This is a genomic window from Labrys sp. 22185, assembly GCF_052045555.1.
GTDB classification, from domain to species: Bacteria; Pseudomonadota; Alphaproteobacteria; order Rhizobiales; family Labraceae; genus Labrys; species Labrys neptuniae.
In genome coordinates this window covers 133,371-156,552 of the sequence record NZ_JBQEPH010000003.1, presented here as the reverse complement: position 1 = coordinate 156,552, position 23,182 = coordinate 133,371, and the positions used below count along the sequence as shown (strand labels likewise).

General features: G+C 64.0%; 16 protein-coding genes. 8 read left to right on the top strand and 8 right to left on the bottom strand.

Annotation, left to right across the window (positions count from 1 at the left end; translation table 11 throughout):
• Nucleotides 1–7: 7 nt before the first annotated feature.
• The 6 genes from urtD to ACTJKX_RS08130 all read right to left on the bottom strand — a co-directional run bounded on the left by urtD (nt 8) and on the right by ACTJKX_RS08130 (nt 9,284).
• Complete coding sequence (gene urtD / locus ACTJKX_RS08155) at nt 8–757, bottom strand: urea ABC transporter ATP-binding protein UrtD (RefSeq protein WP_311936440.1); 750 nt, start codon at nt 755–757, stop codon at nt 8–10.
• Nucleotides 754–1,917, bottom strand: a complete 1,164-nt coding sequence (urtC, locus tag ACTJKX_RS08150) for an urea ABC transporter permease subunit UrtC (protein ID WP_394311630.1) — start codon at nt 1,915–1,917, stop codon at nt 754–756. The genes urtD and urtC overlap by 4 nt, the downstream gene beginning before the upstream one ends.
• Entirely contained in the window at nt 1,917–3,485 is a 1,569-nt protein-coding gene (gene urtB / locus ACTJKX_RS08145; RefSeq protein ID WP_394311278.1) for an urea ABC transporter permease subunit UrtB, read from the bottom strand. The genes urtC and urtB overlap by 1 nt, the downstream gene beginning before the upstream one ends.
• Nucleotides 3,486–3,710: 225 nt before the next feature.
• Nucleotides 3,711–4,958: an urea ABC transporter substrate-binding protein gene (urtA, locus tag ACTJKX_RS08140; RefSeq protein WP_311937478.1), complete on the bottom strand. Its 1,248-nt coding sequence runs from the start codon at nt 4,956–4,958 to the stop codon at nt 3,711–3,713.
• 284 nt (nt 4,959–5,242) lie between these two features.
• On the bottom strand, nt 5,243–7,528 hold the full coding sequence (locus tag ACTJKX_RS08135) for a penicillin acylase family protein (RefSeq protein ID WP_394311276.1): 2,286 nt from the start codon (nt 7,526–7,528) through the stop codon (nt 5,243–5,245).
• 499 nt (nt 7,529–8,027) lie between these two features.
• Nucleotides 8,028–9,284: an ROK family transcriptional regulator gene (locus ACTJKX_RS08130; protein WP_440724945.1), complete on the bottom strand. Its 1,257-nt coding sequence runs from the start codon at nt 9,282–9,284 to the stop codon at nt 8,028–8,030.
• Nucleotides 9,285–9,614: 330 nt separating this feature from the next.
• Here ACTJKX_RS08130 and ACTJKX_RS08125 point away from each other — a divergent pair, with 330 nt between their 5' ends.
• The 4 genes from ACTJKX_RS08125 (at nt 9,615) to edd (ending at nt 14,564) form a co-directional block, all read left to right on the top strand.
• Entirely contained in the window at nt 9,615–10,649 is a 1,035-nt protein-coding gene (locus tag ACTJKX_RS08125) for a sugar ABC transporter substrate-binding protein (protein ID WP_440725156.1), read from the top strand.
• A 105-nt stretch (nt 10,650–10,754) separates the two neighbouring features.
• On the top strand, nt 10,755–11,837 hold the full coding sequence (locus tag ACTJKX_RS08120; RefSeq protein WP_311936424.1) for an ABC transporter permease: 1,083 nt from the start codon (nt 10,755–10,757) through the stop codon (nt 11,835–11,837).
• Nucleotides 11,837–12,619 (top strand): ATP-binding cassette domain-containing protein, encoded by a 783-nt coding sequence (locus ACTJKX_RS08115; RefSeq protein ID WP_394311273.1) that lies wholly within the window; start codon nt 11,837–11,839, stop codon nt 12,617–12,619. Before ACTJKX_RS08120 ends, ACTJKX_RS08115 begins: the two co-directional genes overlap by 1 nt.
• Nucleotides 12,620–12,752: 133 nt before the next feature.
• Entirely contained in the window at nt 12,753–14,564 is a 1,812-nt protein-coding gene (gene edd / locus ACTJKX_RS08110) for a phosphogluconate dehydratase (protein WP_367626075.1), read from the top strand.
• Nucleotides 14,565–14,571: 7 nt separating this feature from the next.
• Here edd and ACTJKX_RS08105 read toward each other — a convergent pair whose 3' ends face one another.
• The gene (locus tag ACTJKX_RS08105) at nt 14,572–15,915 is read right to left on the bottom strand and encodes a PLP-dependent aminotransferase family protein (protein ID WP_440724944.1); all 1,344 of its coding nucleotides are present in this window, start codon (nt 15,913–15,915) and stop codon (nt 14,572–14,574) included.
• A 173-nt stretch (nt 15,916–16,088) separates the two neighbouring features.
• Here ACTJKX_RS08105 and ACTJKX_RS08100 point away from each other — a divergent pair, with 173 nt between their 5' ends.
• From ACTJKX_RS08100 to ACTJKX_RS08085, 4 genes are all read left to right on the top strand, one after another.
• Complete coding sequence (locus ACTJKX_RS08100; RefSeq protein WP_311936406.1) at nt 16,089–16,328, top strand: DUF1127 domain-containing protein; 240 nt, start codon at nt 16,089–16,091, stop codon at nt 16,326–16,328.
• Nucleotides 16,329–16,398: 70 nt separating this feature from the next.
• Nucleotides 16,399–17,157, top strand: coding sequence for a sulfite exporter TauE/SafE family protein (locus tag ACTJKX_RS08095; RefSeq protein WP_440725155.1), 759 nt, complete (start codon nt 16,399–16,401; stop codon nt 17,155–17,157).
• Between the two features lie 184 nt (nt 17,158–17,341).
• Nucleotides 17,342–18,475, top strand: coding sequence for an HlyD family secretion protein (locus tag ACTJKX_RS08090; protein WP_311936404.1), 1,134 nt, complete (start codon nt 17,342–17,344; stop codon nt 18,473–18,475).
• Nucleotides 18,472–20,109, top strand: coding sequence for an MFS transporter (locus tag ACTJKX_RS08085; protein WP_440724943.1), 1,638 nt, complete (start codon nt 18,472–18,474; stop codon nt 20,107–20,109). The genes ACTJKX_RS08090 and ACTJKX_RS08085 overlap by 4 nt, the downstream gene beginning before the upstream one ends.
• A 227-nt stretch (nt 20,110–20,336) precedes the next feature.
• On the opposite strand, the gene ACTJKX_RS08080 is transcribed toward ACTJKX_RS08085, so the two are convergent.
• Nucleotides 20,337–23,168: an autotransporter outer membrane beta-barrel domain-containing protein gene (locus ACTJKX_RS08080; RefSeq protein ID WP_440724942.1), complete on the bottom strand. Its 2,832-nt coding sequence runs from the start codon at nt 23,166–23,168 to the stop codon at nt 20,337–20,339.
• Nucleotides 23,169–23,182: the final 14 nt, after the last annotated feature.

Here is a 23,182-nt window from a genome sequence, read left to right as displayed (position 1 = left end):
ATCTGCTCTATCGCCCCAGATAGACTTCGACGACCCGCGGATCCGCCGAGACATGGTCGAACCGCCCCTCCGACAGCACGCTGCCCTCATGCAGGCAGGTCACCTTCACCCCGAGCTCACGCACGAAATGCATGTCGTGCTCGACGACGACGACCGAATGCGAACGGGCGATCTGCCTGAGGAGATCGCCGGTCTGCGCCGTTTCGGCATCGGTCATGCCGGCCACCGGCTCGTCGACGAGCAGGAGCTTGGGGTTCTGGGCCAGCAGCATGCCGATCTCCAGCCATTGCTTCTGGCCGTGCGACAGCCCGGCTGCCTTGTCGTCCCGCCGCTGTTCGAGACGGACGGTGGCGAGAATCTCATCGATGCGCTCGCTTTCGGAGCGCGAGCGTTGGTCGAACAGGGCGGCGAAGATGCCGCGCCTACCCTTGAGGGAGAGGGCGATATTGTCCTCGACCGTATGCGTTTCGAATACGGTCGGCTTCTGGAACTTGCGGCCGATGCCGAGATTGGCGATGTCGGTTTCATCGAGCTTGGTCAAATCATGTTCGCCATCGAAGAAGACCTCGCCGGTATCGGGCCGGGTCTTGCCGGTGATGATGTCCATCATCGTGGTCTTGCCGGCCCCGTTCGGGCCGATGATGGCGCGCATCTCGCCGGGCTCCAGGATGAGCGAGAGATTGTTGATGGCTTTGAAGCCGTCGAAGCTGACGCTGACGCCGTCGAGATAGAGAATGCTGTGCGGTTGCTGGGTCATGAGGCCGCTTCCTCCGCGGCGTCGCTTTGGGCGGGCACGAGCGCCTTGCTCGCAGAGGCCTTGCGAGGGGATTTGGACCGGCGCCATTGCTCGAAGGCGCCGACCAGGCCCCGTGGCAGCAGGAGCGGCATGATGACGAAGAGGGCACCGAGTGCGAACAGCCATAGATCGGGCAAGGCGGCCGTGAACCAGCTCTTGGCCCAGTTGACGCCGACGGCGCCGATCACCGGCCCGATCAGGGTGCCGCGGCCGCCGATGGCGGTCCAGATCACCACCTCGATGGAGTTGGCCGGCGAGAACTCGCCGGGATTGATGATGCCCACCTGCGGAACATAGAGCGCACCCGCGATGCCGGCCATCACCGCCGAGAAGGTGAAGGCGAACAGCTTGATGTTTTCCGGCCGCCAGCCGAGAAAGCGGGAGCGATATTCGGCATCGCGCACGGCGACCATGAGCTTGCCGAGCTTGGAGGCGGTGATCATGGCGGTAAGCGTGACGAACAGCGCCAGCATCAGGGCGCTGGCGGCGAACAGGGCCGCGCGCGTGCCCGGCGCCTGCAGGGAAAAGCCGAGCAGATCCTTGAAATCGGTCAGGCCGTTATTGCCGCCGAACCCCATGTCGTTGCGGAAGAAGGCGAGCATGAGCGCATAGGTCATCGCCTGGGTGATGATCGAGAGGTAGACGCCGTTGACGCGGCTGCGAAAGGCGAACCAGCCGAAGGTGAAGGCGAGCAGGCCCGGTACGGCCATCACCATCAGCGCGGCGAACCAGAACCTGTCGAAGCCGTACCAGAACCAGGGCAGTTCCTGCCAGTTCAGGAATACCATGAAGTCGGGCAGCACGGGATTGCCATAGACGCCGCGATCGCCGATCCCACGCATCAGATACATGCCCATGGCATAGCCGCCCAGCGCGAAGAAGGCGCCATGGCCGAGCGAGAGAAGCCCGCAATAGCCCCAGACGAGATCGAGCGAGAGGGCGAGCAGGGCATAGGTGAGATATTTGCCGAGCAACGCCACGAGATAGGCGGGCACATGCAAGGCGCTGTCTGCCGGTACCGCCAGGTGAAGCACCGGCACCAGCACGGCCGCCGCCACGAGAAGCGCGACGAGGATGGACAAGCGGCGGTCGAGGCCGTTCTTGAGCAGGGTTGCGAGGATCATGCTTCCACCGCCCGCCCCCGGGGCGCGAACAGGCCGCGCGGGCGCTTCTGGATGAAGAGGATGATGAAGACGAGCACGATGATCTTGCCCAGGACCGCGCCGGCATAGGGTTCGAGGAACTTGTTGGCGATGCCGAGCGTCAGCGCGCCCAGGAGCGTGCCCCACAGATTGCCGACACCGCCGAACACCACGACCATGAAGGAATCGATGATGTAGCCCTGCCCCAGATTGGGCGAGACATTGCCGATCTGGCTGAGAGCGACGCCGGCGATGCCGGCAATGCCGGAGCCGAGGCCGAAGGTCAGCGCGTCGACCCTGGGCGTGCGGATACCCATCGAGGACGCCATGCGCCGGTTCTGGGTCACGGCGCGCATCTGCAAGCCCCAACGGGTGCGATTGAGGATGAGGCGCAGGGCGATGAACACCGCGATCGAGAAGGCGAAGATCCACAGCCGGTTGGCGGTGATTGTCAGTTCGCCGACGCTGATGCTGCCGGACATCCAGCCGGGATTGGCGACCTCGCGGTTGGTCGGTCCGAAGATCACGCGGATGCCCTGCTGCAGGATCAGCGAGACGCCCCAGGTCGCCAGCAGGGTTTCCAGCGGGCGGTCGTAGAGAAAGCGGATGATGCCGCGCTCGATGACGACACCGACGGCGCCCGCGACCAGGAAGGCCAAGGGCAGGGCGATCAGCAGCGACCAGTCGATCAAGCCGGGCGCGTAGGCGCGTACGGCCTCCTGCACGACGAAGGTGGTGTAGGCGCCGATCATCACCATCTCGCCATGCGCCATGTTGATGACGCCGAGCACGCCGAAGGTGATGGCAAGGCCGATGGCGGCGAGCAGCAGCACCGAGGCCAGCGAGATGCCGTACCAGACGTTCTGCGCCAGATCCCACAGCTTCAGGCGCGCATCGATGGTGCGGATACCCGCGGCGGCTTCCTCTTTCAACGCTCCGTCGGCGCCGGCCTCGAAACGGCCGAGCAGCGCGGCTGCCTCGCGGTTGCCGAGGGAAGCGATGAGACCGACGGCGGCACTCTTGTCGGCCTGGGGCCTGTCGGAGAACAATGTCGCGGCGGCACGTGCCGTCTCGAGGCGGGCCTTGACAGTGGTATCAGCCTCCCTGGCGATGGCGCTGTCGAGAGCCGGGAGAGCGCCCGGATCGGGGGTTTCGGTCAACGCGTCGGCAGCCGCGAGGCGGGCTGCCTTGTCGGGGGAGGCGAGCGTGAGCGAGCCGCTCGCCTCCCTTATCGCCCGCCTGATGGCATTGTTGACCTTGATCCTGACGAGTTCCCCCTTGCCCGCCGTCCCCGCGCCGGCGCCGGTGAGCGGATCGGTGATCGCGAGCGGATCGCCGCTGCCCGAAGCGATCAGGACCGCCTTGTCGGATTGGCGCCAGTAGAGATTGCCGTCTGCCAGCGCCGCGAGGGGGCGGGCCGCCAGTGCATCGCCGCTTCCGGCCAGTTCACGCACCACCGCCTCGACCTGCTGGAAATTTCCAGCAGTGGCCAACTTGGCAAGGCCGGCCCTGATGCCGGCCTCATCGGCGTGACCAAGTCCGGGCATGAGGAGGCAGGCCCACAAGGCCAGGACGAGGAGACGAGACCCGTGCATGGCGGAGCGCAACCGGAGACGGGAAGGTTCACAGGACAGCATATTGGAGCCTTAAACCAAGCTTCGAAAATGCTGAGGCATTCTCGGCTTGAACAGCTGGTGATTTTCGATGCCAAATCAGAGATTTGACGAAAATCACCAGAAGGGACCAAGGGGCATTGATAGTGCTTCTTGGCGTTAGTTCGTGCCCTGGCCGCCGCATTTGCCGGTTGCGACGTTGAAATTGCCGCAGGACAGCGGCTTGCGCCAATCGGCGATCAGATCCTTGGAGTCCGGCAGGTAGTCGGACCATTCATCGCCCACCACCAGTCCCGAACTCTGCCAGACGGTCTGCATCTGGCCGTCGGCCTGGATTTCGCCGATCAGGACCGGTTTGGTGATGTGATGATTGGGCATCATGGTCGAATAGCTGCCCGAAAGGTTGGGCACGGATACGCCGACGATGGCGTCGATCACCGCGTCGGGATCGGTGGTGCCGGCTTTCTCCACCGCCTTCACCCACATGTTGAAGCCGATGTAATGGGCTTCCATCGGGTCGTTGGTGACGCGCTTGTCGTTCTTGGTGAAGGCGCGCCAGGTCTTGATGAACTGCGCATTGGCCGGGGTATCGACCGACTGGAAATAGTTCCAGGCCGTGAGGTGGCCGACCAGCGGCCCGGTATCGAGGCCGGCCAGTTCCTCCTCGCCCACCGAAAAGGCGACGACGGGAATGTCCTCGGCCTTGATGCCCTGGTTGGCGAGTTCCTTGTAGAAGGGCACGTTGGCATCGCCGTTGATGGTGGAGATGACGGCGGTCTTCTTGCCGGCGGAGCCGAATTTCTTGATGTCGGAGACGATGGTCTGCCAGTCGGACTGGCCGAACGGCGTGTAGTTGACCATGATGTCGTCCTTGGCCACGCCCTTGGACTGCAGATAGGCCTGCAGGATCTTGTTGGTGGTCTGGGGGTAGACATAGTCGGTCCCCGCCAGCACCCAGCGCTTCACGCCTTCCTGGCTCATCAGATAGTCGACGGCCGGGATTGCCTGCTGGTTCGGCGCCGCGCCGGTGTAGAAGACGTTGCGCTCGCTCTCCTGGCCCTCATATTGCACCGGGTAGAACAGGAGGCCGTCGAGTTCCTTGAAGACCGGCAGCACGGATTTGCGGCTGACCGAGGTCCAGCAGCCGAACACCGCCGCCACCTTGTCCTTGCCGAGGAGGTCGCGGGCCTTCTCGGCGAAAAGCGGCCAGTTCGAGGCGGGATCGACCACCACGGCCTCCAGCTTGCGCCCGAGCACGCCGCCTTTCTTGTTCTGCTCGTCGATCAGCATCAGCATGGCGTCCTTGAGCGTCGTCTCGGAAATCGCCATGGTGCCGGACAGCGAATGCAGGATGCCGATCTTGATGGTGTTTTCTTCGGCACTGGCCGCGCCGCAGGTGATCAACATCGCGATGATGCTGCCCGACAGGCAATGACCGAGTCTTCCGAGCTTCGACATGACGCCTTCCCCTTGCTTCTTGTTGGATCCCGCAGGGCTCCTGCAAACGGCGTGCCAATTGGGGCGGGGCAGTCCTTGACAGCGCAGAGCCTGCTGGCAGGCGGCCGGGACAAGGTGCTGAAGTGCTTCGATGGGAGGGCAATAATTTAAGCATGCCTAATAATTAGGCGAACTGCTGCCTTTCGGTGCCACTTGGTGGCGCCGAAATGGGTTCGCGGCTCCTGCCGCTGTCACTATTTCACGGGCGTATAGGTCACGATTTCGCTCGCTGCATTCTCGACCGCCGGCTTGGAATAGAGCAGGGGCACATATTGCCCGTTGGCCCATAGCGGTGCGAGATCGCGGTAATGCGGGCTGAAGGGATTGCCCGATTGCCCCGGTGTATTGATGGCGCGGCTGGCGTCCCAATTGCCGACATCCAGTACCATGCGGAAGGAGGCGCCGGAGGTCAGGCGAAAGTCCGAGCTGCGATAGCTGGCGGCATGGGGCACATTGCTGGCGCCGCCGAGCTCGAGCGGGCCGACGCGCATCTGCGCTTGGGTCGAGGGATCGGCCAGAGGCATCAGCGCGTGATCGAATTGGGCATGGTGCAGCCTGCCCCAGCGCCATTGGCCGGCATCCTCGCCGAGAAGCTTGGAAACCTCCGCGACCGCCGTGCCGATGCTCTGCAGCAGCAGTTTGTCGCGCGCCTTGGCTGGATCGGGACCGAGGGAGGCGTCCGGCTTTTCCAGAAGCTCGAACATCGCGCCGACGCTCGGCTTGGGAATGAGGGCACGAGCGGCTTGCGGCACGCTGGCATTTACCAAGGCCGGGCCGATATGCTTGCTGATCCATACCTCGAACAGAGCGGCGGCGGCGCTGTCGCGGTCGTCGCTCGCATTCCAATCGCGCAGGAGCTGCAGTCCTTTGGCGATTTGGGGGTCATCCGACTGCAGCGGCTTGAGGAGCGCGATCAGGCGGCGGCCCAGCATGCTGGTGTCGTCATTCTGCAGATCCATCGCGTCGGCGAGGCTGAATTTCTTCTTGTCCTGCAGCACTTCGACGATGCGGTCCCAGCGGGCGGGATTGGCCCAGGAATCGAAACCGATGCGGCGCTGCTCGATGGGATAGCCCTGTGGCAGGTTCATCTGGTTGGCGGTGGCGAAATAGCCGGTCTTGGGGTTGAAGACACTCGGCAATTCGTCCAGGCGCAAAAAGCCCTGCCATTCATAGCGCCCGTCGCCCGGTACCGGCAGCAGCCCGTCATAGCTCAGGCGGCGCGGCGCCATTCCGCCCGGCTGCCAGCCGATATTACCCTTGGTGTCGGCATAGATCTGGTTTTCCGAAGGGGCGCCCCAGCGCTTCATGGCGGCTTGGAATTGCGGCCAGTTTTTCGCCGTCATGTAGTCGGACGAGCCGAAATAGGCCGAGGTTCCCGGCTCGAACCAGACGGAGCGAATGGTGAAGGCGAGGTTTCGCTTGGCATCGCTGGCAAGCACCGGTCCGTGCCGGGTGAAGCGCATCTCGATATCCTGCGGGGAGCCGCCCTTGACCTCGACCTTTTCGCGCATGATCCGGACCGGCTCCCAGTTCCCGTCGAACTTGACCTGATCTGGATTGCTCGGATTGAGCGCCTCGACATAGAGGTCTTCCTGATCCATGCCGAAGATCGTCAAGCCGAAGGCGATGCGGCCATTATGGCCGATCGAGATGCCGGGAAGTGCCGGTTCGCCGGCGCCGATCACGTTCATGCCCGGTGCAATGAGATGAACGATATAGCGAAGGGACGGCACGCTGTGGTCGCGATGCGGATCATTGGCCAGGATCGGGCGCCTGGTGGCCGTGCGCTTGCCGGAGACGACCCAATTGTTGGAGCCGATCGTATCGACCTTGGCCTGTGCCTGCGCCAGCAGGACCCCGGGGTCATAGGCCTGTGCCGCCTTCTTGCCCGCCCCGAACTTCACCGGGTCGGTCGCAAGCGTGTAGTCTTTCAGCACGTCCCGTGGAATGGAACAGGGGTCGAGGCCGTCGGGCAGCTTCGTCGTCCATTCGGGCTCGAGCTGGGCCTGGAGCTTGTCGGCCTCGAGCCCGGCTGCGCAGGCAATTTGCGCACGCTGCACTTCGAGTTCGACATTGCGCGTCAGGCCATGGCTGCGGATGCGCACGATATCGTCGACATGCCACAGGTCAGGACGCGATCCGGCGATCCTGAACTCCTCGGGCAGGGGCTGCGTGCCGTCCCGGGTTTCCTGGACATAGGCATTGACGCCGGCGATGAAGGCGTTCGCATAGTCCTTCGCGTTGGGGCCATAGGACTGCCATTCCCTGTCCATGTCGCCGCGATAGAGGAACAGGCGTGCCGCACGGTCCTGTTCGACATAGGCAGGACCGAAATCCCGGGCTAGAAGGCCAAGGCCGCGCTTGCGCCACAGGTCGATCTGCCACAGGCGGTCGCGCGCGGCATTGTAACCCTGCATGAAGAACGCATCGCGCCGGCTGGCGGTATAGAGATGCGCGATGCCCCAATGATCGACGATCATCGTGGCAGGTTGCTGCAAGCCTTGGATATTGTGGCTCTGTTGCCGTACGCCTGATGAGATTTCCGCAAGAGCAGCTGAACCCCAGGCGACCAAAGAAACGGAACTCAAAACGATTGCCAGGCCGCGAACCATATCAATGACCTTATTTTTCTATGCGGTACACTTTTAGAAAATTATGATTATTTTTAATGGGACGTAGATAGTGGCGCCATTTCTAGCGTCAGACAAGAAACTTATCTTCGCCGCCCAGGAACGTCTACCGTCATGCCGTTGCGTTCTGGCTGGCGCCAGACGGGCGGTGGGAGCGCGAGGTCGGCCCTTCGCCATCCTGCGTCGATGGCGTTCGAGAGCGCAGCTGAGACCGGATATATTGCGCAGAAATGTGCATTGGATATTTTTAAAAATAAGCAATATTAATTACTTGTTTAATGATCTTAAATTTATGATCGAGCATCGGCGCTGTGACAGTGAGGTGCCTCATGCCACCATTTGCGCTGGCTTATCGGCTGTGCAGGTCGCCGCTCTTGACCGTGTTGCTCTCTTTGGAACTATCGGCAAGCAGGAGGAAGCGGGCCGATAGCGGCAGGCTGGCGCCGCCGAGCGCGCGGGCATGGATGCCCACCGTTCCCTCGCGCACATGGGGCGTTCTCAGCCCTTCCACGTCGATCCTGCCGAGTGCCTCGCGTACGGCGCCGACCAGGCGCGCCCGGACATCGGTCGGCATCCAGCCGTCGATGACGGCTGCTTCGAAATCGATCACGGCGCAGGAAGAGACGATGGCATAAGCCAGGGCGTCGGCCGCCTGGTTGATCCAGATCTCGACGTCCTCACCCAGGTCGCCCCACGCCTCGGGCGAGGTCCAAAGATGCGCGGCATGGATGCCGCGTGCCTTCAGGGCCTTCTCCAGCATGGCGATGGAGGCGACGTCGATGAGCTGTGTCGGCCTGCCGTCGGGGCCGGGGACCGGCATGGAGCCGAGCGCGCCGGCATTGCCGGTCTGCCCGCCGAACAGGCGGCCATTCAGCACGATGCCGCCGCCGGCAAAGGCACCGATATAGAAATAGACGAAGTCGCGCACGCCCGAAAACTGGCCGAAAACGAGTTCCGCGCCACAGGCGGCAGTGGCATCGTTCTCCAGATAGACCGGAAAATCGCAATTCGACTGGAGGTCGGCCTGGATGCTGCGATGGCGCCATTCGTCGAGGACATCGGGTGGGGCGCCCGCCGCATCGGCCCAGTTCCACAATTCGAAGGGCATGGCGATGCCGAGCCCCGCAATACGTCGGTTCGCTGCCGGGCTGAGCGTGGCCCTGACGGATGCGATGCCGTCGAGCGCGAAGCGGATCGCTTCGCCCGGGGCAGGGTAGCGGTAGGATTTGTGCAGCATGGCACGCACATTGCCCAGGAAATCGATCAGCACCAGATCGGCGCTGCGCCGCCCGATCTTCAGGCCGAGGAAATAGGCGCCTTCCGGATTGAGCGCCATCGGGATCGAGGGCTGGCCGATGCGCCCGCGCACCGGCTCCTGGCGCGTCAGCAAACCCGCTTCCTCCAGCTCGCGCATGATCACCGAAACGGTCTGCAGCGACAGGCTGGTCATGCGGGCGATGTCGGATTTGGCCAGGGCGCCATGCTCCCGGACGAGCGAGAGGACGATACGCTCATTGTGGTCGCGCATGCCGCTCTGATTGGTGCCGCGATGAAATCGGCTCTCGGCCAGTTCGGACGAACCGGCCTTCTGGGTGCCAGCCTCCATCCCGTTTCCTCCCCGTCGGCAGAATGTCTCGATTGGCTGTGAACAGGCAATGGCAAGAAAATTCTGCAAGTGTCTGAAATTTTACAGCTTTCACCCGCTTGAGCTTGTGACTCGAACGAGGGAGGCTGCATTGGGCAACATTGTTTCTTTCGCCCACAATGAGTGCTTCGTGCAAGGGCGTCAATAAATAACTAAATAAGACTTATTTATTTATTGACAGGGTAGGCGGGGATGGTGTTTTTTCATGTCCAGGCGCCGACACGGCAATGAGGGGCGCCCCGAAAGCGAGGCCCGGCTAGCCGGCCACGCGTTCCAAAAGGGAGGAATATGATGAAGAAACCGGTCCTGAAGTCGGCGCTGCTGTGCGCCAGCGTCCTGTCTCTCGGTGTTTTTGCAACCCCGGGTTTTGCGGCCGATGTCGGCGCCTGCCTGATCACCAAGACCGACACCAATCCCTTCTTCGTCAAGATGAAGGAAGGTGCCAGCGCCAAGGCCAAGGAGCTCGGCGTCAACCTCAAGGCCTATGCGGGCAAGATCGACGGCGACAATGAGAGCCAGGTCTCGGCCATCGAATCCTGCATCGCCGACGGGGCCAAGGGCATTCTGCTGGTACCTTCGGACTCCAAGGCCATCGTCGACTCCGTCAAGAAGGCCCGCGCTGCCGGCATCCTCGTCATCGCGCTCGATACGCCGCTGGAGCCGATCGACGCGGCCGACGCCACCTTCGCCACCGACAATTTCAAGGCCGGCGAACTGATCGGCCAGTGGGCCAAGGCCACGCTCGGCGACAAGGCCAAGGAGGCCAAGATCGCCTATCTCGATCTCAATCCGAGCCAGCCGACCGTCGACGTCCTGCGTGACCAGGGCTTCATGAGCGGGTTCGGCGTCTCCAAGATCGAAAATCCGACCAAGATCCAGGATTGGGGCGATGCCCGCAACGTCTGCCACGACGTGACCAACGGCAATGAGGAGGGCGGCCGGGCTGCCATGGAGAACTGCCTCCAGAAGGACCCGACGATCAACGTCGTCTACACCATCAACGAGCCGGCCGCCGCGGGCGCCTATGAAGCGCTCAAGGCCGTCGGCCGCGAGAAGGACGTGCTGCTCGTCTCGGTCGACGGCGGCTGCCCGGGCGTGAAGAACGTCGCGGAGGGCGTCATCGGCGCGACCTCGCAGCAATATCCGCTCAAGATGGCCGCTATGGGCATCGAGGCCATCAAGAAGTTCGCCGATGGCGGCGAGAAGCCCAAGCCCACCGAAGGCAAGGCGTTCTTCGACACCGGCGCCACCCTCGTCACCGACAAGCCGGCTTCCGGCGTCGAGTCCATCGACACCAAGAAAGGCAAGGATCTGTGCTGGGGCTGACCTGAGGCCAGCCCGGCCAGCGTTCAATCTTGTTCTTAGGGAGGAGCGGCCGCCGCGCCGCTCCTTTTACGAGGGGCGACCGCCCCACGGGAGGAGACCAAAGATATGACCGATCCTTCGGCAAATGTCGGCCGTCCACAGGACTTCGAGAAAGTCCTCTCGGGCAGCGACACCAGCGTAGCCAGCTTCGACGTCCACAACAAATCCGCCCTGGAAAAGGCGCAGCACTTCCTGCACGGAAACCCGGCCATGGTGCCGCTGATCGTGCTGGTGCTGTCCACCGCCGTCTTCGGCATCCTCCTGGGCAGCAAGTTCTTTTCGGCCTTTTCGCTGACGCTGATCCTGCAGCAGGTGGCCATCACCGGCATCGTCGGCGCAGCCCAGACCCTGGTCATCCTGACGGCCGGCATCGACCTGTCTGTCGGTGCGATCATGGTGCTGTCATCGGTGGTGATGGGGCAGTTCACCTTCCGCTACGGCCTGCCGGCGCCGCTCTCAATTCTCAGCGGCTTCGCCTGCGGTGCGCTGTGCGGCTACATCAACGGGCTGCTCGTCTCCCGCATGAAGCTGCCGCCCTTCATCGTCACGCTGGGCAGCTGGCAGATCATCCTGGCCGCCAACTTCCTCTATTCGGCCAATGAGACGATCCGCAGCCAGGACATCGCGGCTCAGGCCCCGTTGCTGCAGCTCTTCGGCGCGAGCTTCCGCTTCGGCGGTGCGGTCCTGACCGCCGGCGTGATCGCCATGGTGCTGCTGGTCGCGGTGCTGTGGTACGTGCTCAACCACACCGCCTGGGGCCGGCATGTCTATGCCGTGGGCGATGATCCCGATGCGGCCGAGCTTTCCGGTGTCGGCACCAACAAGATGCTGCTCCAGGTCTACACCCTGTCCGGCATCATCTGCGCCCTGGCGGGCTGGGTGCTGATCGGCCGTCTCGGCTCGGTTTCCCCGACCTCCGGCCAGTTTGCCAATATCGAGTCGATCACCGCAGTGGTCATCGGTGGCATCTCGCTGTTCGGCGGCCGGGGCTCGATCCTGGGCATGATCTTCGGCGCCCTGATCGTCGGCGTGTTCCAGCTTGGCCTCCGGCTGGTGGGCACCGACCCGCAATGGACCTACCTGCTCATCGGCGTGCTGATCATCGGCGCCGTGACCGTCGACCAGTGGATCAGAAAGGTTGCAGGCTAATGGCACAGGAACCCATTCTCTCAGGGCGTGGTCTGATCAAGCGCTATGGCCGGGTCACCGCTCTCAACAATTGCGACTTCGACCTCTATCCCGGCGAGATCCTCGCTGTGATCGGCGACAACGGCGCCGGCAAATCCTCGCTGATCAAGGCCTTGTCGGGCGCAGTCACGCCCGATGAGGGGGAAATCAGGCTGGACGGCAAGGTCGTCAACTTCAAGTCGCCCATCGATGCCCGCGAAGCGGGGATCGAGTGCGTGTACCAGAACCTTGCCCTGTCGCCGGCCCTGTCCATCGCCGATAACATGTTCCTGGGGCGGGAGATCCGCAAGCCGGGCATCCTCGGCCAATGGTTCAAGATGCTCGACAGGCCGGCCATGGAAAAGCGGGCCCGCGAGAAGCTGACCGAGCTCGGCCTGATGACCATCCAGAACATCGGCCAGGCCGTCGAGACCCTGTCCGGCGGCCAGCGCCAGGGCGTCGCGGTGGCGCGTGCAGCCGCCTTCGGATCGAAGGTGGTCTTCATGGACGAGCCGACTGCCGCTCTCGGCGTCAAGGAAAGCCGCCGCGTGCTGGAGCTTATCCTCGACGTCAAGCGGCGCGGGCTGCCGATCGTGCTGATCTCGCACAACATGCCGCATGTGTTCGAGGTGGCCGACCGTATCCACATCCACCGGCTCGGCCGACGGCTCTGCGTCATCAATCCGCGCGACTACACGATGTCCGACGCGGTCGCCTTCATGACCGGCGCCAAGGCCCCGCCCGAGGAGTTGGTTGCGGCCTGACAGAGACGAGGGCCGGGGGGTTTTGTCCCTCCGGCTGGCGTGTTTCTTGCTTCGCCTCTTTATCGACGAAGCCCTCCGGAGACGATGCGCCGTATCAACGCCGGCATCGTCTCCCAACCCGAGAAAGGTCACCATGGCGCTGAACCCAACGCTCGCACGGGTTACCGATCGGATCGTGGCGCGGTCCGTGGCCCTTCGCCGCCCCTATCTCGAGCGCATGGCGCGCGCCCGTGCCGCCGGCACCGTGCGAGCCCATCTGTCCTGCGGCAACCAGGCCCATGCCTACGCCGCGATGCCGGTGGATGACAAGGCGGCCCTGGTCAAGGGCGGCGCGGGCAATCTCGGCATCATCACGGCCTATAACGACATGCTCTCGGCCCATCAGCCCTATGAAAGCTACCCCGACCTGATCCGCGCGGCGGCGCGCACGGCCGGCGGCACCGCGCAGGTCGCTGGCGGCGTGCCGGCGATGTGCGATGGCGTCACCCAGGGCCAGGCCGGCATGGAATTGTCGCTGTTCTCGCGCGATGCCATTGCCATGGCGGCCGGTATCGCGCTCAGCCACAACACCTTCGATTCCACCGTCTATCTCGGGGTCTGCGACAAGATCGTGCCTGGCCTCGTCATTGCAGCGGCCGCTTTCGGCCATATGCCGGCGGTCTTCGTGCCGGCCGGGCCGATGGCGAGCGGCATTGCCAATGACGAGAAATCCAAGGTGCGCCAGCTCTTCGCCACCGGCCAATGCGGGCGCGACAAGCTGATGGAAGCGGAGATGGCGGCCTATCACGGGCCGGGCACCTGCACTTTCTACGGCACCGCCAACACCAACCAGATGCTGATGGAGTTCATGGGCCTGCATCTGCCGGGTTCGAGCTTCGTCAACCCCAACACGCCCCTGCGCGATGCACTCACCGTGGAAGCCGCAAGGCGGGCCCTGGCGATCTCGGCGCTCGGCAACGACTATACGCCGGTTTGCGACGTGCTCGACGAGCGCGCCTTCGTCAACGGCATTGTCGGGCTCAACGCCACCGGCGGCTCCACCAACCTGCTCATCCACATGATCGCCATGGCGCGGGCGGCCGGCATCGTGCTCGACTGGCAGGATTTCGCCGATCTTTCGGAGGTGACGCCGCTGATGGCGCGCGTTTATCCGAACGGGCTTGCCGATGTGAACCATTTCCACGCTGCCGGTGGCCTCGGCTTCATGATCGGCGAACTGCTCGAAGCCGGGCTCCTGCATCCCGATACGCGCACCGTGGCTGGCGAGGGGCTCGCCCGCTATACCAGAGAGCCGAAGCTCATCGACGGCGCCCTGGTGTGGTCGGAGGGGACGAGCGCCTCCCTCAATCCCAAGGTGCTGCGGCCGGCCGGAGAGCCCTTCCAGCCGACGGGTGGCCTCAAGCGGCTCCAGGGCAATCTCGGCACCGGCGTGATGAAGGTCTCGGCCGTGGCGCCGGAGCGCCATGTCGTCGAGGCGCCGGCACGCGTCTTCGCCGACCAGGAGGCGGTCAAGCAGGCCTTCCGGGCCGGCGAGTTCACCGGGGATACCGTGGTGGTGGTGCGTTTCCAGGGGCCGAAGGCTAATGGCATGCCGGAACTGCACAGCCTGACCCCCCTGCTTGCCGTGCTGCAGGACAAGGGGCTGAAGGTCGCTCTGGTCACCGATGGGCGGATGTCGGGGGCGTCGGGCAAGGTGCCCGCGGCGATCCATGTCAGCCCCGAGGCGCTCGACGGAGGACCGCTTGCCAGGCTCAGGGACGGTGACCTCGTGCGCGTCGACGCGATTGCGGGCACGATCGACGTGCTGACGGCGGGAGCGCTCGAACGGGAGAATGCCGAGCCGGATCTCGACGGCAACGAATTCGGTGTCGGCCGCGAACTCTTCGGCCTGTTTCGCCGGCAGGTCTCGGCCGCGGAACATGGTGCTTCGCCCTTGTTCGGCTGATTGAGGCTCATTCGGTCGAGTCGAAATCGTCCTCCCGCATGACCAGCATCGCGGCCAGCGTGGCCAGGCCGCTATCGAGCTGATCCATCGATGGGCTGGCCAGCGCCAGCCGGACGGCGTTGGGCGCATGGCCTGGCGTCACGGCGAAGGTCGTGGAGGGAGACAGGGCAATGTCGCGCCTGGCCGCCACCGCGACGAAGGTTTGCGAGCGCCAATGCGCCGGCAATGTCAGCCATAGATGGTAGCACTTTTCGTTGGTTTGAATCTCGAAGCCCGAAAGGCGCTCGGCCGCCAGCTTCTGGCGCGCGCGGGCATCCAGGCGTTTCAGCCTGGAGAGTTCGGCAGCGGTGCCATCGCCCATCAGTCGCTGCGCCGCCGCAAAGGCAAAGCCGGAGGCGGTCCATCCGCCCGAGCGCACCGAAGCCATGATGGTTTCACGCAAACGCTGCGGCGGCACGATGAAGCCCAAGGACAGGCCCGGCGCGACCTTCTTGGACAGGGAGTCGATGACGATGCACCGTGCCGGCGCGAGAGCTGCGAGCGGCGGCTCGTCGTCGAGGAAGCCGTAGACATTGTCCTCGATGATCGGAAGGTCGAGCTTTTCTGCGACGTGCAGAAGGTCGGCCCGGCGCGCCGCGCTCATCGTCATGTTCAGCGGGTTTTGGACAGCCGGCTGGACGTAGAGCGCCGAAAGATGGGCTTCATGGTGCGCCTTTTGCACCGAGTCGGGACGCAGGCCGCCCTCGTCCATCGCCAAGGGCACCAGCGTGATGCCGAGCCGCGCGGCAACGCCCTTGATGAAAGGGTAGGTCAAGGCCTCGACGCCGCAGCGCCCGCCGGTCGGAACGATGGCGGCAAGGGCGGCCGCCAGGCTCTGGCGGCCATTGCCGGTAAAGACGAGTTGCTCCGGGGTTGGCGACCAAGCGTCCCGCGAAAGGAAGGAGGAGGCAAGGGTTCGCAGCGCCGGCGTTCCGATACTGGTCGCCTGTCTGAGTGCCATGTCGAGGGCGGCAGGCTGTTCCAGGCCATCGAGGCTCCGGGCAATGAGGGCGGTCTGATCGGGTAGCAGCGGATAGTTGAACTCGAGATCGATACGAATGCCGCTCGGCTCGCCCGGTGCCGCCACGCCGCGCCTGGCATTGCCCGAAATGAAGGTGCCTCGCCCGGTTTCGCCGACCACCAGGCCCCGACGCAGCAGCTCCGTGTAGACGCGGCTTGCCGTCGAGGCGGCGATCCCGCGCTCATAGGCGAAATTGCGCTGCGGGGGCAGGCGATCGCCCGGCATGAGCCTGCCGTCCGATATATCGGCAGCAATCTCGTCGGCCAATTTCAGATATTCGGATTTCGACATTATTGCACCGAGAGCAATGTTATAATTGCACCGAGAAAAATATCAGAGCATTTTGCCTATATCAACCGGATTGTACCGGGCTCTGTGAAAATTTCTACCATTCATGTCGGCCGGCACATCGTGGTTTGCAGCAACGGCGTCGCTTGGCCTGACCTCATCACTGGAGATTGGAAATGCCTGTTTCCTTTTCGACCGTCGTCCGTCCCGAGTTCGTGAAGAAGCGCGCCACCCGGTATCGGGCACTCGGTGCACTTCGCGATGCAATCGTGCGTTTCCTGGCCCGGCGCGCCGCCCTCGCTGACCTTCGCGACCATGATGATTTCGCGCTGCGCGACATCGGCCTTGCACGCGGTGATATCGAGGCCGCGGTCTATGGCCGGCCCATCCCCCCCGGTGGGACCAAAGCGTCATGATCCCCGATTGCGCCACGACGGCCCTGCACAGGCGGGAATGCTCATGTCCGTCGGCGATGCTGGCGTTACCATGGACCTGAGCGCTGCCACCATCCTCGTCGCCTTTGCCGGCGTATTCCTGATCAGCTTCATGAGGGGCGCCTTCGGCGGCGGCTTTGCCATCGTCGGCATTCCGCTGCTCTCGGTGGTCATGGATCCCGTCACCGCGGGCGGATTGCTGGCGCCCCTCTTCATCGCGATGGACCTCTACGCCTTGCGCTACTGGAAGCCGTCGACCTGGTCGAAGCCGGACCTCATGGTGCTGCTGCCCGGGCTTGTGATCGGTATCGGCTTCGGCTTCCTGCTGTTCCGCGTGCTCGACCATCGCGCCATTGCGATCATGATGGCTGCCGTCATCCTGGTCTTTGTCGGCCTCTGGCTCGTGCGGGGCGGGGAATTGACGCATCGCCCGCGCTCCATGCCGAAGGCGGTCGCCGCCGGCCTCACTTCGGGCATCACCACCATGGTGGCGCATTCGGGAGGGCCGCCGCTTGCGATGTATCTGTTGCCTCTCGGGCTGGGGAAGGAGATCTACGCGGGAACCACAAGCCTGTTCTTCACCGTCGGCAATGCGACCAAGCTGGTGCCATGGCTGCTGCTGGTACAGCCTGCGGCCACGACCTGGGCGCTGATGGCGATCTGCCTGCTCGCCATTCCCGTTGGTGTCTGGTCCGGCTGGCGGCTTCATGGCGTGTTGGATCAGCGTCAGGTTTATCGTGCCTGCTATGGCTTGCTCGCCGTTACGGCGTTGAAATTGCTGTGGGACGGCGTTTCCGGCTTCTCGGGATGAATGTGAATGCCAGGCATGCCCGCAAGGCTCGGGGATGACGCCGATTTCCGCGCCCTTTAGAGCCCCACTAGGATAGGCTCGATCGAGCCCGGCAAGTCCGGTGTGCGTATTGGAATATTTTTGTATCGCCATCCAAAATCCTTCGCCAGGATCGGCAGCGTTGGAATATGGGTGCGAGGATCAGATGTCGGATGCTGCGGAAAAATCGACCGTATCCGAAACGCCGCCGCCCGCGCGCAGCATGCGGTCACGTTGGCTCTATCCGGCCTTGCGCGTCGGCTTTCTTCTGCTCGCCGCCTGGCTGGTCTGGTACGTCGCCGGCAATTGGAACCGCTGGACCGGTGCTGCCCGCCTCGCGGAAACCGACAATGCCTTCATCGTGGGAGATGTCACGCCCTTGTCGGCGCGTGTCTCCGGCTACATCAAGGAAGTCCCCATCCACGACTATCAGGCGGTGGAGGCCGGCGATCTCATCGCCGAGATCGAACCGTCGGACTATCAGGCGCAGCTCGCTTTGGCCCAGGCCAATCTCGCCGCGGCCGAAGCCAGTCTCGCCAATGTCGCCAATCAGAAGAATGTCCAGAATGCCCTGATCCGGCAGGCCGGTGCCAATATCGATGCGGGCAGTGCGGATGTGCGGCGCTACCAGCTCGAAGCCACGCGCCAGCGCGACCTGCTCAAGACCGGCACGGCCGGCACCCAGCAATCGGTCGAGCAGGCCGATGCCAATGCCCAACGCGCTCTGGCCCAGAAGACGCTCTACGAGGCCCAGCTCGACCAGCAGAAGGCCCTGCTTGTCGGGCTTGACGTGCAGGAGCAGCAGGTCAGGGCCCAGATCAAGGCCGCGGAGGCGCAGGTCACCCTCGCCACCAACAATCTGGGCTACACCAAGATCCGGTCGCCGGCGAAAGGGCTCGTCGGCCAGCGCCAGGTTCGCCCGGGCCAGTTCGTCAATGTCGGCACGCAGGTCATCGCCGTGGTGCCGCTGCCCAATATCTGGGTGGTGGCGAACTACAAGGAAACCCAGATGACCAATATCCGTCTTGGTCAGCCGGCGCATGTTACCGTCGATGCCTTTCCCGACCTGGTCCTGACTGGACGGGTCGAAGCCTGGTCGCCCGGCACCGGCAGCACCTTCGCCCTGCTGCCGCCCGACAATGCCACCGGCAATTTCACCAAGGTCGTGCAACGCATTCCGGTCAAGATCGCCCTCGATCCCAATCCGGCGCTGGGAACCCTGATCCGGCCCGGCATGTCGGTGGTTGCGACCGTCGATACCGGTGACAGGCCAGGCACCGGCGCGGCGGCTTCGCCATGACGACGGCGGGCGTGACGATGGCGGGCATGACGGCGACGGCCGCCCCGCTGACAGCGGCCGGGGCAGCCCTCGAACCGGCGACGCACGCCCCGCCGCGTTTCCGCGCCGATACGCTGCGTCCCTATATCGGCATCCTCGGCGTGCTGCTCGGCTCCATCATGTCCACGCTCGGCAGCCGCGTCACCAGTTTCGGTCTTGCCGATCTGCGCGGCGGGCTGCATCTGGGCTTTGACGAGGGGGCCTGGATGACCACCACCTTCGCCGTCGGCCAGATGCTGGTCGGCGTGGCCTGTCCTTATCTCGGCGCCATTTTCGGGGTGCGGCGCATGCTGCTGCTGGGCATCACCCTGCTCTTCGTCGCCAGCCTGCTCGCGCCTCTCTCTCCCAATCTCGGCGCATTCCTGGCCGCCCAGTTCCTGGCCGGGGTCGGATCGGGGACGTTCATTCCGCTCACCATCAGCTTCATTGCCCGCAGCCTGCCGCCGCGCCTGATCATCTACGGCATCGCGGTTTATGCCATGAATTCGGAGCTTTCGCAGAATGTCGCGGCCTCGCTCGAAGGCTGGTATGCGGACAATCTCTCCTGGCGCTGGATCAGCTGGCAATATTGCGGCCTGCTGCCGCTGATGTTCACCTGTGTATGGTTCGGTATTCCGCGCGAGGACGTGAAGACCGAGCTCCTGCACCATTTCGACTGGCCGGGCCTGGTCTATGCCGGGGCGGGCTTCAGCCTGCTTTATGCCGGGCTGGACCAGGGCAACCGGCTCGACTGGACCAATAGCGGCCTGGTCAATGGCCTGTTGATCGCCGGTGCCCTGGTGACGGCGGCCTTCGTCGTGCGCGAGCTATGGGTCAGCCGCAGGCCGTTCCTCAACCTGCGGCTCCTGATGCAACACCATCTTCTGCTGTTGCTGCTCCTGCTGGCGGGCTTTCGCTTCATCATCCTGTCGACCGCCTACATCATTCCCAACTATCTGCAGTCGGTGCAGAATTTTCGGGAGTTGCAGGTCGGCGCCGTGCTCTTGTGGATCGCCTTGCCCCAGCTCATCATCGTGGTGCCGCTCGGCTATGTCCTCAAGCGCGTCGACGGACGATGGGTGCTGGCTGCCGGCACGGCCCTGGTCGGCATCGCCTGCCTGATGGCGGCGCAGCTCACCAGCGCCTGGGCCACCGACGATTTCCTGCAATCCCAGATCCTGCAGGCCCTCGGCCAGTCCTTCGCCCTCACGGCGCTGGTCGTCCTGGCGGTGCAGTCGATCAATCCGGCCGACGCGCTGACGATCGGCGCCCTGCTGCAGATCAGCCGCATGTTCGGCGGCGAGATCGGCACCGCCTTCATGCAGACCTTCGTTCGCGTGCGCGAACAGGTCCATTCCAATCTGATCGGCCTGCATGTCGACAGCCTCGCCGGTGCGACGGTCGATCGCCTCGCGGCCTATCGCAACGCTGTCAGCGCTCATACAGCAGACGTGGCGATCGCCAGCGCCCGGGCGACGAGCCTGTTGTCCTCGGCCATCGCCAAGCAGGCGGCGGTGCTGTCCTATATCGACGGCTTCCTGGCTGCTGCCGGCGGTGCCTTCGTCTGTCTCCTGCTGATTGCCCTATTGCCCAGACCCAATCGACTTCCCATCTAGATGGGATTTCTATTTCTCTATATATTTCTTTATTTTATCTAACAATTCCAATCTAATTTCTTAGTTTTGCCACTCCAATGACGTGCCTTGCCACGAACGAAACAGGCGAGTGGCCGAAGGCCATATGATCGGAATATCGTCGGGCTGCGAATGAGGTTCTTGCGCCTTGCATCCAGAAGACAAATGCTTGGCGCGATGTCCAGCAACGCGCCCCGTTTCTTCCGTGGTCAGAATCTCCAGACGAAATTGCCCCTGACGCTCTGGTCGACGGCCTTTTCGCCGAATTGTCCGCTATAGGACACGCCGAGGCTGACCGCGTGGGACAGAGCCACGCCGATGCCGGTGTCGACCACCAGGGCGTCGCGGGCGATCGGCGTGCCGCTGGCGTTGAAGACGGAGCCATTGGCCAAGGCGAGCGCGGTCGTCGGCCTGACATCGCCGAAGGCGTGCCGCCAGCCCAGGGTGGCCTGGAGGGTGGTGCTCATGCCTTCGGTGAGATCGAAGCTGGTGGCCGCACGCAGCCCCACGGTGGTGAAACCCAGATTGCTGGTATCGCTGCGGCCGATCAGAGCCGCATCGCCGCCGGTCTCCCGGAAGCCATCGGTGTGCAGGTTGAGATAGGCGGCGTTGACGAAGGGCTCGAAGCGGAAGGCCTGGGTATCGATGCGATAGCCGAGCTCACCGAAGAGCTGGGCCGTGCCGGCGTCATAGCTGGTGCTGAGCCTGTCGGCGAAGCCCGGCAGCGCCACGGTACGGTCGCTGTCGATGTCGTGCCAAGTGTAGCTTGCGCCCAGCCGCAGGGCGAGGGCGTTCCACTGCCGGCCGGCATAGAGACCGGCGTGATAATTGTCGGCCGTACCCGAGGCGGCGCGCGCATCGACGTCGAAGCTGGAATGGCTATAGCCGGCAAAGGCGCCCAGGCGCCAATCCTGCAGGAACGAACCCTGGACGAGGGTATCGAAGCCGATGAGGAAGCCGCCGGTATCGTGATCGACCCGGGCGTCGCGACCGCCGCCGCCGAGATAGCCCCAGGATCCGAAGCCCTGGGCCCAGAAGCCGGACAGGGCCACCGGGGTGGCTGAGCCGAACGGCGTCGGCGTGGCCGCCGGCACATTCTCGGCATAGGCGATCGGGCCCGAGAGCATGGCCGCAGGTGCGATGGCGCCGAGGTCGGCGGTGTAGAGCCGGTTCAGCACGGCATCGCGGATGAGGCCGCTATCCTGGACCAGCACGCTGCGGGCCGAGGCATGGATGTCGCCGGACAGGGTCGAGAAGGCCTGGCGGGCGCTGGCGACGTCCGGCGCCTTGGCGACGGCCTGATAGAGCGTGCTGCCGCTCGCCAGCGTCTCCACGCTCTCGGCCACGGCGCGCTGGCTCTCGCTGCCGGCGACCGAGGCGAAGGAGGTGTCGTTGCGCGTGACCTTCAGATAGACGTTGTTGGCATTCTGGGACAGGCCGAGATCGACGAACGGGGCGTTGTCGACCACCTTGGCGAACTGGCCGGTGATGCCGCCATTGGCGGTGAGGATCTTGTAGGTCTGGCCGATCGTGTAGTCGCCCGTGGCAGGGATGACGGAAACCGTGCCGCCATTGATGGTAGCGGTGCCGGTGGCGTGAATGAAATCGTTCTGCCCGGCGGCGTTGATGTTCACCTGGATGGTGCCGCCTTCATTGACGAAGTTGCGTACCGTCAGCGTGGTCGGGCCACTGGCCTGGAAGGCGATCTTGCCGGCATTCTTCACCGTGCCGGTGACGGTGGAATTGCCGCCCCCGGGGATCGCCCAAAGGGCCGTGGCGGAACTCAGCACGACTGTGCTGGCGTTGGTGGCCGAGCCTGTCCAATGGGCAGAATCGGCCAAGGTTACATTGCCCCGCGAGGCGCCATTCACAGTCAGATTGCCGGTCCATGTCGTGGTGCCGCGCAGGCTGGCCGACAGGGTGTTTGCTCCATCCGCGGCAGGTGCCCCCACCGTCATGTCTCCGGAGAGCGTGGAATCGATTGCGGTAAGGCTGAGCGCGCTGGGCAGATGGAAGATCCGGCCCGTTCCGACATCGGCGAGCAGGCCGCCGCTGCCTTTGAAGGCCGTGACGTCCGAGCCGGTCAGACGCACCGAGGCTCTTCCGCCATCGGCATAGATGGCCGCGCCGGCCGAGTTCATCGTAAGCTGGCTGTTGTCCAGGACGAAGGTCGCGTTTTCCGTCACGGCGTTCGAGACGTGGATGCCCCAGATCGCTCCCCCGGAATTGGCGCCATCCAGCTCGCTGTTGGAGACCTTGATGGTGCTGACACTGCCGCCGCTCAGCAAGGAGGTGCCGCTGCTCTGGTTGGTATCGGCATGGATCTTCATGCCGGTCGCTGTCAAAACTCCGTCGGCGACCGCCGAAAAAACGCCTTGGCCTGCTCCGGTCAGTGAAATGGTTCCGCCACCTTTCAGATCGACCCGGCTGCCATCGCTGCTGTTGGCGACGTAGAGCCAGGCACCACTGGCATTGATCGGGCCATTCACAGTGATGGTGCTGTCGAACTGCGCAGAAAGGCCATCCGACCAGGCACCGTGGCCCACCAGGGTGGTTTGGCCGCTGAACGTCATGCGGCTGCTCCGGGAGGCTATCGCACCCCTGGCAACATCTGCGACGTCAAGGTTCAGATCGGTTGCATAGATCGTGGCCCCCGCTACGTCTCCCCAATTGGCTTGCAGCCCCGTCGAGCTCCCGCCGACGCGAACGGTTCCTCCGCCCTTCAGATTGATGGTCGCCCCATCCTCGGCAAAGATGCCGATGTCGTAGTCGTCGCCATTCGAGGCAGGCGGTACCGTGACGTCGATGGGTGTGTCGGCATTGCTGTAGAGCAACGAGCCCTTGTCGATGGCGTGAAAGCAGATCTCGTTCTTGCAGGTTGCCTGGGCAGGCGTGATGCGCACCGTCTGTCCGCCGCTGGCCGTTACCTGGGCATAGGCGGACTGGCACAGCATGACGGCGCTCGATGCCAACAGGAAACTCAGAAGCGAGCGCCTGGTCAGGTGGGAGCGAACGCAAGCGTTTCCGATCGACGACGTCATGGGATTCCTCCTTC